A 13,028-nucleotide genomic window follows, 5' to 3' on the forward strand; every position below is an offset into this window, starting at 1 on the left:
CCGGTGCCGTCATCGTAGAGTCGAAGCTGCCCGACGGAGGGCGTTGGGCAGGGGGCGGATCCTGGCGGGGATCCGGCCCCGTTTTTTTTGTCCGGCAGCAACGCCGGGCATGGCCCGGCGCTACCGTTCCGCACGTTGGTCAATACCGGTAGTTCACCTTCATCCACAGGCTGCGGCCGGGCTCGTTGATGCGCACCGGATCGGCCGGGAAGCCGAAGTCGGCGCTGCCGGCCAGGTTCAGGTGCTCGCTGTAGGCGCGGTCGAACAGGTTGTCGACGCCCGCGCTGAGCTGCAGCTGCGAACTGAAACGGTACGCCGCATTGAGCGCGAACGTGGCGAAACCGGCACTCGGCCCGAGGTCCTGGGCGACCACGTTGCCCTGCCCGTCGGCCACGCGGTGCTGGTGGGTCACCGCACGCAGCAGTGCCCCGGCACTCCAGCGCTGGCCTTCCCAGTTCGCACTCAGGCGCGCTTCCAGCGGCGGCATCTGCGGCAGCGGACGCTGCTGGTCGCGGTTCTCGCCCCAGGCGTAGGCCAGCGTGCCCCCCAGTTTCCATTGCTCGGCCACATTCACTTCCAGCCCCGCCTCGGCACCGGCGATGCGCGCATCGATGTTGCTGGCCTGGCTCATGCCCATCATGCCGCTGCCGTGGTAGGTGAACAGGATGTAGTCCTGGATCTGCCCGGCGTAGGCCGAGACCCAGGCCTGCACGCGTGGGCCCTTGTACTGCAGGCCAACGTCGAGCTGGGTGGTGCGCTCCGGCTGGATGCCGGCAAACGCGTTCGGTGCACCGGCCGGGCCGTGATCGGGTGAGAACAGCTCCCAGTAATCGGGCATGCGCTGGCTGTGGCCGAGACCGGCATACCAGGTCAGGCCGTTGGCCAGGTCCTGTTCGTAGCGCAGGAAACCACTGCCCAGCCATTCCTTGCGACGCTGGCCTGCGGTCGGATTGGGCATGTTCCCCATCATGCCGCGGATCGACTGCCGCTCATCGCGCACGCTGGCGCGATCGATGCGCAGGCCACTGATCCAGCGCTGGCCGGTGCCGGCGCCCAGGGTCAGTTCGCTGAACACGCCATAGCGACGGAAGTTGGCATCAGTCTCCCACGCCGCCTGCCGGTAGGTATCGCGGCCCATGCCCATGCGGCCGCGGTGGCGGCTGTCTTCGCCATCCACACCCGCCACCAGCTGCACGTCCTGCCAACGCCACTCGGAACTGACCCGGCCGCCCTGGGTACGGCGGTCCACGTTCGAGGCCATCGGCCTCGGCATCATGCTGTTGGGATTCGGCGTGCGCAGCGTGTAGTTGTCCATCACGTGGTCGGCTTCGTTGTAGTACACGTTGGCCTGCACCGTGTCCCACGCGCCCGGCAGGTTGCGCTTCTCGAAGCGTGCCGCGTAACTGGTGCGCTCGAACGCGGCGCCGTCCATGCCGCGCCCGGCATAACGCGCGATCGCATCGCCGGCACCGGCGGAAATTTCCAGCAGCGTATCGGCGTCCGGCGTCCAGCCGATCGCCACATCACCGTTCCACTTGCGCCACTTCGACGGCACCACGTCACCGTGTCCGCCCTTGTAGTCATCGGCTTCGGAGCGGTTGCCGCTGGCACGCACGTAGCCGGTCGGGTTGCCCAGGGTCAGGTCCAGTACCTGGTCGTTGCGGTTGCGCGAACCGACCAGCGCACTGGCATCGGCACGCACGCCCGGCTCCTCGAAGCGCGGCGTGTCGCGCTCGAAGCGCACGGTACCGGCCGACGCACCTGCGCCCCAGCGCACGCTCTGCGGGCCCTTGATGATGGTCAGGCGGTCGAAACTCTCCGGGGCGATGTAGGACAGCGGATTGTCCATGCGCGACGGGCAGGCACCGATCAGGTTGCCGTCGTTGCTGAGGATGTTCAGGCGCGACCCGAACATGCCGCGCAGCACCGGGTCGCCGTTGGTGCCGCCGTTGCGGATGGCGGAGAAACCGGGAACGGTTTTCAGGTAATCGGCTCCATCACTGGCCGGCACCGGCTGCCGCGGCAGGCGCGGATCGGTCACCCAGTGCAGCGGCGAGGACGGTGCGGCGGCGGTGACCACCATCGTGTCGAGGGTGCGCGCTTCTTCGGCAGGCGCAGCGTGGGCCAGTGACGCGGCCACGGCCAGGCCAAGGGCAACCGGCAGGCGCGCGCAGGCGCCCGCGGGGCGGGAAGTCATTTTCATCGGAACAGCTCCAGGGTACGCACACGCGCACGGCGCCCGGTCAGGCGTCGTGCGGCAGATTCATGGGGATATCAGCGGACGATGGAGACGCGTGGTGGCCCACGTGCGGCATGTGCTGGCCAGTGCAGCGCGGGCAGCGCCTGCTGCGACCACGGGAAGACCAGGCGCGGCCGCCACAGCAACGGCAACAGCAGCACCAGCACCGCCAGCCACGGCAGCAGGCGCATGGCCAGCACGCAGTACTCGCAGGCTTCGCCGTGCATGGCGTGGGGATCGGCGGGGCGGTTGGGCGCTTCCGGCGCAGCGCCATGCTGATCGTGCCCGGCCATGGCCATGTCGTGCATGTCATGGCCCATGGCGGCGTGGTCCATGCCCGCCATTGCGGCGTGCTCCATCGGCTGCGCCTGCAGCGCGCGGCTGACCAGTGGCGCAAGCAGCATCAGCAGCGTCGCCAGGATGGCGAGCTGGAGCAGAAGGTGTTGCGGGCGGGACAAGCGGGTCACCCCGCTAGTGTAGAGCCGGGTCCAGGGTTACCCGTGCGACGAACGGTCGCAGGAGGGGGTTTGTCGGCAGGGCTGCGCCCTGCACCTGCCGAATCAACGTCAACGTCAAAAGCGGGCTATCCGTGGGATGGCGGGGTGGGTCCGGTTGCGGGAGACGCCGTAAACCCGTCCTTGGGGGCTTGGCCGCGGCATCCATGCCGCGGACACTCCCGCAACCGGACCCACCCCGCCTTCGACAGATCTCTGCGGTCTGTCGGAACGACTCTCGGGGTCAGATCCGTTTTCCTTCGGAAAACGGATCTGACCCCAGATGTATTTCGATATCTGAAAGATTTCATCCACTCATGGCGTGGATCTACCGTGTCGACCAAGGTCGACACCTACCAACAGTCGCCGGAATCTGTCAGAGGTGGGGCGGTGTCGGAGTGCGGGGTGTCAGCCGCATGGATGCGGCTGCCAAGCCCCCAGGGACGGGTTTACGGCGTCCCCGCACTCCGACACCGCCCCGCCAACCCACGGAATGCCGCTTCTGCTGTTGCTGTTGCCTTTGTCCGCAGCAGGTGCAGGGCTGCAAGCCCTGCTCGACCAACCTCACACCGTGATGGTCTGGGTCAGGGATTCCCAGGTCGGTGGCACCGGCCAGGCAGCGGCCTGGTTGCCATCCAGAACTCTTCGCAGGTCGCGCGGATCAATCTGTGGGGCCAGCACGTGTACCAGCTCCAGCGCGTAATCACGCAGCACCCGGTCGCGCGGCAGCACCGCCCAGGCAATGCACTCGCTGATCGGATCCGGCGCCGGCCACGATCTCAGGTCTTCGTCGTTGGAACTGACCGCCATCTCGGCCAGCAGGCCTACGCCCAGCCCCGTACGCACGTAGGTCTTGATCAGGTCGGCATCGAGCGCGGTCAGCGCCAGGTCCGGCACCAGCCCGTTCGCGGCGAAGGCGCGCTGCAACGACGAGTTCGGCCGGGTCGAGGATTCATAGCTGATCAGCGGCTGGCGGGCCAGCGCGGCCAGGTCCGGTGCACGACCGGCGCGATCCAGTGGATGGCCCTTGGGCACCACCACCAGCCGTCGCCAGCGGAACAGCGGCACCGCGATGCCATCGGTCGGTTCGCCACCGGCGGTACTGATGATCGCGATATCGGCATCGCCCTGGTTCAGGCGGTCCAGCGCGTCGGCCTCACCGGCCTGCTGCAGGTGCACGCTCACCTGCGGGTAGGCCTGCTTGATGGCTGCCACCGCCGGCGGCAGCACGAAGCGCGCCTGGGTGTGGGTGGTGGTCAGGATCAGCTGGCCCTGGCTCTCGCGGCGCTGGTTGGCAGCGTAGGTGCGGATGTTGTTGGCCTCGGACAGCACCGCGCGGGCGCGGGCGATCACCTCGGTGCCGGCCGGGGTGACCGATTCCAGGCTGCGGCCCTTGCGCACGAACAACAGGAAGCCGAGCTCGTCCTCCAGCTGCTTGAGCTGCTTGGACAGGCCGGGCTGGGTGGCGTGCACGCGCGAGGCGGCCAGCGTGATGTTCAGCTCGGCGTCGGCGATGGCAACCAGGTAGCGCAGCTGGGTCAGCGTCATGGGAGGCGGGCGGCGTGGGGCGGAGGTCCACTCTAGGGTCAATTGCCGTCACCAGCTTATAACCAAAGGTTGTTTAAGAAAGGTATCTGGTCATTTCCGGGCGTCATATGCCGGCGCTACGGTCAGCCGGCAGCCGCTGGCCTGAACAGCCAGCCCTCCCCCTCCGCCCGCCGAAGCCCGGCGCGGCCCCGTTTCCGGAGCGCTTCCATGGCCCTGTACGACTCCATCCTCGATACCGTCGGCAACACCCCCATCGTCAAGCTGCAGCGCCTGGCGCCGCCGCAGGTCAGCCTCTACGCCAAGGTCGAGTCGTTCAACCCGGGCGGCTCGGTGAAAGACCGCCTGGCGCTGGCGATCATCCTCGATGCCGAAGCGCGCGGCGTGCTGAAGCCGGGCGACACGATCGTCGAGGCCACCTCGGGCAACACCGGCGTGGCGCTGGCGATGGTGGCCGCCGCGCGCGGCTACAAGTTCGTGGCGACGATGGTCGAGACCTTCTCGGTGGAACGCCGCAAGCTGATGCGCGCGTATGGCGCGAAGGTGATCCTGACCCCGGCCGCCGAACGCGGCAGCGGCATGGTGCGCAAGGCGCGCGAACTGGCCGAGCAGCACGGCTGGTTCCTGGCCAGCCAGTTCGCCAACCCGGCCAACCCGGCGTATCACCGCAACACCACCGCCGCCGAAATCCTGCGCGATTTCGCCGGCAAGCGGCTGGACTACTTCGTCAGCGGCTGGGGCACCGGCGGCACGCTCACCGGCGTGGGTGAAGTACTGAAAGTCGCGCGCCCGCAGACCCGCATCATCGCCACCGAGCCGGCCGGCGCCGCACTGCTGAAGGGCGATGACTGGAAGCCGCACAAGATCCAGGGCTGGACCCCGGACTTCGTGCCGGACGTGCTCAACCGCGATGTGGTGGATGAACTGGTCTCGGTGGACGACGACCGCGCCATCGCCACCGCGCGCCGGCTGGCGGCGGAGGAAGGCATCTTCGTCGGCATCTCCGCCGGCGCCACCGTGGCCAGCGCACTGGACGTGGCCGCACGTGCCGAACCGGGTTCAGTGATCCTGGCCATGCTGCCGGACACCGGTGAACGCTACTTCTCCACGCCGCTGTTTGCCGATGTGAACGAAGGCTCCGACGACGAGTGGCTGGCCGGCCTGCCGTGATGCGATCCGCCGGGCCATGCCCGGCGTGCGCCCTGCTTCAGCCTGCGTGAAGGCGTCGCCCGCCATCGTGCGTGAAGGCCGTCGGATCGCAGCGCGTGAGACGGTCATGACGCAGTATCGATGCCCTGTCCCCTACCGTGGGAACAGCCGGCGCAGATGCTGCGCGGATCACCTCACAGGCAGGAGACGGACGCATGAAGATCGAAGTTTGGCAGGGCGACATCACGACCCTGGCGGTGGATGCGATCGTCAACGCGGCCAACGAAACGCTGCTCGGTGGCGGCGGTGTCGACGGCGCGATCCATCGCGCAGCCGGCCCCGCATTGCTGGCCGAATGCGAGCGGCTGCCGGAGCTGCGCCCGGGCGTGCGTTGCCCGACCGGCGAAGTGCGCGCCACCGGTGCCCATGCGCTGCCGGCACGCCACGTACTGCACACGGTCGGCCCGGTCTGGCACGACGGCCAGCGCGATGAACCGGCACTGCTTGCCAACTGCTACTGGAAATCGCTGCAGCTTGCCGAGTCGCTGGGCGTACAGTCGATCGCGTTCCCGGCCATCAGTTGCGGCGTGTATGGCTATCCGCTGTACCAGGCTGCACAGATCGCGGTGACGGAAACGCTGGCATGGCAGCGCAGCCATGCGCAACCGATGCGCATCGTGCTGGTCGCGTTCAACACGGCCACCGCCAAGGCCTACCAGCAGGCGCTGGCCGCCGCCGGCCAGACCACGGAAAGCGAGCCACGCGGCGCGATGCTGCCGCCGCTCGGCGATGCAGGCCTTGCCGCCGTGCATTGAAACGCGACGCAGCATGGAAAAGAAAAGGCCGGGCATCGCCCGGCCTTTTCCGTTGCACCGTTGATGTCATCCACGCATGGCGTGGATCACGCTCAACGGCTGGCAGCTTCCACCGCAGCAGCGTCATCGGCCACGGCGGCTGCAGCGTCGGCAGCAGCGCGGGCCGCGGAGGCGGCGGCACCGTCAGCGCTGGCACCATCCACCTGCACGCGCACTTCCACCATGCCTGCGCCATTGTTCAGGCTGGACACGTCGACGGTGTAATGGCCGGCCGGCAGGGTCTCCTCCAGGCGCGAGTTGGTACCGTTGCCACCGTCGTCGTCGGTCAGCTCGACATCGCCACCGACCACGCGCAGCACGGTATCGACCTGGCTGGAGATCGCATCCAGGCGCACGTCGGCGGGACGATCCAGCGTCAGCAGGAAGCGGCGACGGCCTTCGTTGTCCAGCATGGTGTACACGCTGCCCGACTTCGGCAGGGCGGTACCATCGCGCTCGACCAGATTCCCCGGCAGTTCGATGCGGGTGGCAGACAGGGTGAACATGCCATTGACACCGCTGCCGAGGCCGCGCGCGGTCAGGGTGTACTTGCCCGGCTTCAGCGACAGGGTCAGCCGCGAGTTGGTGCTGTCGTTGCCATCGTCGTTTTCGGCTTCAACGCCCTGGCCCGACAGCTTCAGCACCGGATCGAAGACGTCCGACACCAGGCGGATTTCGTACAGGCCGGCCTTGTCCACCTGCAGGGTGTAGTCCTGCGAGTCACTGGCCAGCATGTCCACGATTTCGCCACTGCCCGCCAACGGCTTGCCGTCGTAGGGTTTCAGCTTCTCGGCGCGCAGGCGATACGGACCAAAGGCGGTCGGGCCATCGGCATTGACCGCCACCTGGTACGTTCCGCCGCCATTGGCACGGAACGCCAGCGAGACGTCGCCTTCGCGTTCGTAACCGGTGTTGCTGGTGGAAACAAGGCTGCCGTTGTTGAACACGGCGATCGAGCCGCTGAGGGCACCGGTGAGCTTCAGGCCGACCAGGTCCTTGTCTTCCAGCTTGATCTGGTAGAGCTGGTGATGGCTGCCGTCGTTGAAGTTGATGCCGCTGCGCGAGGTGATCTCGCCGGACACCGGCTTGTCGAAATCGAGCGACGCGGCCTTGCCTGCGTCACCACTGCTGCCGATGCGGTTGCAACCGCCGGCGACCAGGACCGCGGCAACGGTCAGTGTGAGTACTGCCAAACGCATGTTGTTTCTCCTTGGCCTTCCATGTAGTTCCCGCGTGCCGGCCGGGCGCGCGGGGCCGGAAACGATACCCGCAAAAGCAAACGCCGGCGTGATGCCGGCGTTGCCCTGTTCATCCAGCGATGGGACGGATCAACCGTTCCACTTGCCCAGCGCGGCCAGGCCGTTGTCCTTGGCGCGCTCGTACACGGTCTTCTGGGCAGCGGCGTAGTTGCCCTTCATGTCCTTGGCCCACAGCTTCAGCGCGGCCTGCTGCATGGCGCGGCCGTAGGAGAAGCTCAGCGGCCACGGCAGGTTGCCCAGCTGGTTCATCGCGTTCAGGTGCTCGGTCGACTGTTCGTCGCTCTGGCCACCGGACAGGAACACCACGCCCGGCAGGATCGCCGGCACGGTGCTCTTCAGGCACATCACGGTCGACTCGGCCACTTCCTCGACGTCGGCCTGCTCATCGCAGTTCTTGCCGGAGATGACCATCGACGCCTTCAGGATGGTGCCTTCCAGCAGCACGTTCTGCTGGTACAGCGCGTCGAACAGCGAACGCAGGGTGGCTTCGGTGACTTCGTAGCAGGTCTCGATGTCGTGGTCGCCGTCCATGATCACTTCCGGCTCGACCATCGGCACCAGGCCGCATTCCTGGCACAGGGCGGCGTAACGGGCCAGCGCGTGAGCGTTGGACTCGATGCAGGTGCCCGACGGAATGCTCTCGCCGATGTTGATGACCGCACGCCACTTGGCGAAGCGCGCGCCCAGCTTGTAGTACTCCTGCAGGCGCTCGCGCAGGCCGTCCAGGCCTTCGGTGACCAGCTCGCCCGGGCAGCCGGCCAGCGGGTGCGCACCCTTGTCCACCTTGATGCCCGGAATCATGCCGTGGTCGGCCATGTACTTGGCGAACGGCACGCCGTCCTTGGTCGACTGGCGGATGGTTTCGTCGTACAGGATGGCGCCGGAAATGTGCTCGTTGAGCTTCGGCGTGGTCAGCAGCAGCTCGCGGTAGGCACGACGGTTCTCCTCGGTGTTCTCGATACCGACGCCGGCGAAACGCTTGGCGATGGTAGCGGTGGATTCGTCGATCGCGATGATGCCCTTGCCCGGGGCGACCATGGCCTGGGCGGTTTCGGCCAGCTGTTCGATGCTCATGTATTTCCTGTGGCGGGTGCGGGAAAAACGTAAGTATAGCCCCGCTGCCCGTTGCCCCGGTGTCGAGGTCAGGATGGAAACGATTCCAAGTCTGCACAGGACAAAGAATGTCCTGCCGTTGGGGGTCAGAGCCCCTGCGGGGATCTGACCCAGGGCCGGATCCGCATGGCGGCTCCGGCCCGATACGGCCCTTTCTTACAGGTCGCCCAGGCCGATGGCGCGGCCGTCGTCGCCCACTTCCAGCAGGCGCAGGGTGTTGGTCGCGCCCAGGGTTTCCATATGCTCACCGCTGGTGAACACGACGCGGTCGCCGGCCTGCAGCAGTTCGGCTTCGACCAGCAGGCGGATGCTGCCCCGCGCCGCTTCGCGCGGGGTCAGGCCACGGCTGTCGAAGTTGATCGGGTAGACATCGCGCATCAGCGCCATCTGCCGGCGTGCGCCGTCATGGCGGGTGACCGCGAACACCGGCGCCTTGGCACGGAAACGCGACAGGTAGCGCGCAGTGCCACCGGACTCGGTCATCGCTACGATCGCGCGCACGCCCACGTGCTGGGACAGGAACATGGTGGCCATGGCAATGGCCTGGTCGGCGCGTTCCAGGTTGCGCGGCGAAGCGTTGAAGTCGGTCTCGGTCTGGAACTGGCGCTCGGCCCCCAGGCAGATGCGCGCCATCGCTTCGACGGCCTTGACCGGCCAGGCACCGGCAGCGGTCTCGGCCGACAGCATCACCGCATCGGTGCCGTCGATGACCGAGTTGGCCACGTCCAGCACTTCGGCACGGGTCGGGATCGGGCTTTCCACCATCGACTGCAGCATCTGCGTGGCGGTGATCACCACCTTGTTCTGCGCCAGCGAGGCCTTGATGATCTTCTTCTGCAGGCCCGGCAGTTCGGCATCGCCGATTTCCACGCCAAGGTCGCCACGGGCCACCATCACCACGTCGCTCGCCTCGACGATTTCTTCCAGGTTCTCGATGGCCTCGGTGCGCTCGATCTTCGACACCAGCGCGGCGTCGCAACCGTGCGAGCGGGCGATGTCGCGCGCGTCGTTCATGTCCTGCGCGTTGCGGCAGAACGACACGGCGATGAAGTCGACGCCGATCTTGGCGACGATGCCGATCAGCTCCTTGTCACGCTCGGTCAGCGCGCCCAGCGACAGGCCGCCACCCTGCTTGTTCAGGCCCTTGCGGTCGGACAGCACGCCGTCGTTGAGCACGGTGTTGATGATGCGTTCGCCCTGCACCTCGACCACCTGCAGCTGCATCAGGCCGTCGTCGAGCAGCAGCACATCACCCGGGCCGACGTCCTGCGGCAGGCCGAGGTAGCTGACACCCACCTGGGTGGCATCACCCGGGCCGGCGTTGGTGCTGGCGATCAGGTCGAAGCGGTTGCCCGCCTTCAGTTGCACCTTGCCTTCGGCGAAGCGCTCGATGCGGATCTTCGGGCCCGGCAGGTCGGCCAGGATGCCCACTTCCACGCCCACGCGGGCGGCGGCGGCACGCACTTCGGCGGCACGCTTGGCCTGGCCGGAAGGATCACCATGGCTGAAGTTGAGGCGCACCACGTTGACGCCGGCGCGGAACAGATCCTCCAGCACGCCCGGCGGATCGGTGGCCGGACCGAGGGTGGCAAGGATCTTGGTGCGACGCTGACGCTCGAACATGGTGAATGGGCCTCTCCCGATAAAGAACGGAAATTAGCACATCCTTCACGCCGCATGTATACGGTTACAGCCTTGTGCTGCCTGACTCCGCGGGTCATGCAACGGACATGGTCCGGACATACGCTGGCGCAGGGGCCGGTAGCGCCGGGCCATGCCCGGCGGGCGCTGGGCAAAGCCGCCGGGCATGGCCCGGCGCTACCGATCAAAGGTGCATCAGGCCAGCAGCGTCGTCAGCTGTGCCGGCTCGTGGGCCAGCTGGCCCGCACCGGCTTCAGTGAGTTCCGCTTCACCACCAAAGCCCCACAGCACGCCCACGCTTCGCAGACCGTGGTGGCGCGCGCCCTCGATGTCCATGCGGCGGTCGCCGATCATCCAGCACTGCACGGGCTGCACCTGCAGGCGGCGCAGCGCCTCGCCAACCAGTTCCGGCTTGTGGCTGCGCGAACCATCCAGGGTCGAACCGACGATCTCCTCGAACAATCCACCAAATGGCAGATGGGCGAGGATGCGCCGCGCGTGCGGCTCGTTCTTGGCAGTGACCACCGCCAGGCGGTGGCCACGACCATGCAGCGTGCGCAGCGTGTCTTCAATCTGCGGGTACACCGTGTGCTCGCGCCAACCTTCGGCGTCGAAGCGCTCGCGGTAATAGCCCACCGCCTGCTCCACCCGCGCGGGTTCACCGAACAGCGGCGCGAAGGTGGTGCGCAGCGACGGACCGATCCAGCCCAGCAGCGTTTCCTGCGCCGGCACCGGATGGTCCATCTTCTGCAGCGCGTAGGCGATGCAGGCGGTGATGCCCACCTGCGAATCGATCAGCGTGCCGTCCAGGTCGAAGAACAGGACATCCTTGCCGTGGCCGGCACTCATGCGCCGCGCGCGTCGAGTGCCGCTACTGCGGGCAGGGTCTTGCCTTCCAGGAACTCCAGGAACGCGCCGCCACCGGTGGAGATGTAGCTGACGTCCTTGGCGATATCGAACTTGTCGACCGCCGCCAGGGTGTCGCCGCCGCCCGCGATGGAGAAGGCCGGCGAGCTGGCGATGGCACGGGCCAGTGCTTCGGTACCCTTGCTGAAGGCCTCGAACTCGAACACACCGACCGGGCCGTTCCAGACCACGGTACCGGCCTTTTCGATCAGCTGCGCGTACTGCGCAGCGGTCTGCGGGCCGATGTCCAGGATCAGGTCGTCCTCGGCAACAGCGTCGACCGCCTTCACTTCCGCGACGGCGTCGGGCAGGAACTGCTTGGCGGTGACCACGTCGACCGGCAGCGGAATGTCGGCGCCACGCGCCTTGGCGTCGGCGACGATCTTCTTCGCGGTATCCAGCAGGTCCGGTTCGTACAGCGACTTGCCGACGTTGTAGCCGGCGGCGGCGATGAAGGTGTTGGCGATACCGCCACCGACGATCAGCTGATCGACCTTGCCGACCAGGTTGGCCAGCAGTTCCAGCTTGGTGCTGACCTTGCTGCCGGCGACGATGGCCAGCAGCGGCTTGGCCGGTGCATCCAGCGCCTGTGCCAGTGCATCCAGCTCGGCCATCAGCAGCGGGCCACCGGCAGCCACCGGCGCGAAGCGGATGACGCCGTGGGTGGAGGCCTGGGCGCGATGCGCGGTACCAAACGCATCCATCACGAACACATCGCACAGCGCGGCGTACTTCTTCGACAGGGCTTCATCGTCCTTGCCCTCGCCAACGTTCATGCGGCAGTTCTCCAGCAGCACCAGCTGGCCTGGCTGCACGTCGACGCCGTCGATCCAATCGCGCACCAGCGGAACCTCACGGCCGAGCAGCTCGGACAGGCGCGCCGCCACCGGTGCCAGCGAGTCGGCTTCGGTCCACACGCCTTCCTTCGGGCGACCCAGGTGCGAGGTGACCATCACCGCCGCGCCCTGCTCCAGCGCGCGCTTGAGCGTCGGCAGCGAAGCGGTGATGCGCTGTTCGGAAGTGATGCGGCCATTCTCGATCGGCACGTTCAGATCCTGGCGGATCAGCACGCGCTTGCCGGAGAGGTCGAGGTCGGTCATGCGGACGATGGACATGGGCAACTCTTTGGCTCAGGGACGGGATGCCGGGATGCGGCAGACGGCCATTGTATCGGGTGCGGGTGGTGGGAGGGCCGATGCCTGCGGCAGGCAGAGGCGCAGGGCAACAGCAACAGCAACGGCAACAGCCAAAGCCAAAGCGCTGGCGCTTCATGATGCCGGGGGTGGGCCGGGGCGGTGTGGGCTGGCAGGGGGCGCCGTGAATCCGTCCATGGAGGCTTGGCAGCGGCTTGCTCGTGTGCGCTGTCCTGCGCACACGGCAAGACCGGGGTTGGGCGTCCTGCCCAACCCGCCCGAGGCATGCCTCGGGCCCATGCGGCTGACACCCCTGCCAACCCACACCGCCCCGGCCTCGACAGGTTCATGAGGTGATGCGGATGGCAAAGGCAAGAGCGGTTTCTGATGTCGGATGGAGAAAGAAGGGGTCAGATCCGTTTTCCTGCGGAAAACGGATCTGACCCCGATGGCCGTCGAGCGAAGCGACCCGCTTCCGCTCTTGCTCTTCTTCTTTCTCTTCCGTGGGTGGAAGCAACCGGAAACTGTCAGAGGCCGGGCGGGGTGGGTTCGCGGGAGTGTCCGCGGCATGGATGCCGCGGCCAAGCCCCCAAGGATGGGTTCACGGCGTCTCCCGCGAACCCACCCCGCCCGGCCAAGCACGGCTTTTGCTTTACACGAACAACCCCACCCACGAGGGGCTTCGCCGTTCGCCG

At 67.2% G+C, this 13,028-nt stretch carries 10 protein-coding genes; 2 read left to right on the top strand and 8 right to left on the bottom strand.

What is annotated here, in order from left to right; all coding sequences use genetic code 11:
- Positions 1-139: 139 nt before the first annotated feature.
- From QP552_RS16530 to QP552_RS16540, 3 genes are all read right to left on the bottom strand, one after another.
- On the bottom strand, positions 140-2,203 hold the full coding sequence (locus QP552_RS16530) for a TonB-dependent copper receptor (RefSeq protein WP_286074083.1): 2,064 nt from the start codon (positions 2,201-2,203) through the stop codon (positions 140-142).
- 71 nt (positions 2,204-2,274) lie between these two features.
- A complete protein-coding gene (locus QP552_RS16535) occupies positions 2,275-2,706 on the bottom strand; it encodes a DUF2946 family protein (protein ID WP_286074084.1) in 432 nt (143 codons plus the stop codon).
- A 591-nt stretch (positions 2,707-3,297) separates the two neighbouring features.
- Positions 3,298-4,281, bottom strand: coding sequence for a LysR family transcriptional regulator (locus QP552_RS16540; protein ID WP_049427427.1), 984 nt, complete (start codon positions 4,279-4,281; stop codon positions 3,298-3,300).
- A 207-nt stretch (positions 4,282-4,488) separates the two neighbouring features.
- Here QP552_RS16540 and cysK point away from each other — a divergent pair, with 207 nt between their 5' ends.
- Together cysK and QP552_RS16550 are read left to right on the top strand one after the other, a co-directional pair.
- Positions 4,489-5,448, top strand: a complete 960-nt coding sequence (gene cysK, locus QP552_RS16545; protein WP_106551328.1) for a cysteine synthase A — start codon at positions 4,489-4,491, stop codon at positions 5,446-5,448.
- A gap of 194 nt (positions 5,449-5,642) precedes the next feature.
- Positions 5,643-6,242, top strand: a complete 600-nt coding sequence (locus tag QP552_RS16550; RefSeq protein WP_286074085.1) for an O-acetyl-ADP-ribose deacetylase — start codon at positions 5,643-5,645, stop codon at positions 6,240-6,242.
- Positions 6,243-6,334: 92 nt separating this feature from the next.
- On the opposite strand, the gene QP552_RS16555 is transcribed toward QP552_RS16550, so the two are convergent.
- From QP552_RS16555 to QP552_RS16575, 5 genes are all read right to left on the bottom strand, one after another.
- On the bottom strand, positions 6,335-7,480 hold the full coding sequence (locus QP552_RS16555; protein ID WP_286074086.1) for an ABC transporter substrate-binding protein: 1,146 nt from the start codon (positions 7,478-7,480) through the stop codon (positions 6,335-6,337).
- A 129-nt stretch (positions 7,481-7,609) separates the two neighbouring features.
- Positions 7,610-8,614: a class I fructose-bisphosphate aldolase gene (locus tag QP552_RS16560; protein WP_049427418.1), complete on the bottom strand. Its 1,005-nt coding sequence runs from the start codon at positions 8,612-8,614 to the stop codon at positions 7,610-7,612.
- Positions 8,615-8,809: 195 nt separating this feature from the next.
- Complete coding sequence (gene pyk, locus QP552_RS16565; RefSeq protein ID WP_049427416.1) at positions 8,810-10,276, bottom strand: pyruvate kinase; 1,467 nt, start codon at positions 10,274-10,276, stop codon at positions 8,810-8,812.
- A gap of 213 nt (positions 10,277-10,489) precedes the next feature.
- Positions 10,490-11,143 (bottom strand): HAD hydrolase-like protein, encoded by a 654-nt coding sequence (locus QP552_RS16570; protein WP_106551324.1) that lies wholly within the window; start codon positions 11,141-11,143, stop codon positions 10,490-10,492.
- Positions 11,140-12,315: a phosphoglycerate kinase gene (locus tag QP552_RS16575; protein ID WP_106551323.1), complete on the bottom strand. Its 1,176-nt coding sequence runs from the start codon at positions 12,313-12,315 to the stop codon at positions 11,140-11,142. Before QP552_RS16575 ends, QP552_RS16570 begins: the two co-directional genes overlap by 4 nt.
- Between the last annotated feature and the right edge of the window lie 713 nt (positions 12,316-13,028).

The sequence above is a fragment of the Stenotrophomonas sp. 59 genome, assembly GCF_030291095.1.
GTDB lineage: Bacteria > Pseudomonadota > Gammaproteobacteria > Xanthomonadales > Xanthomonadaceae > Stenotrophomonas > Stenotrophomonas maltophilia_Q.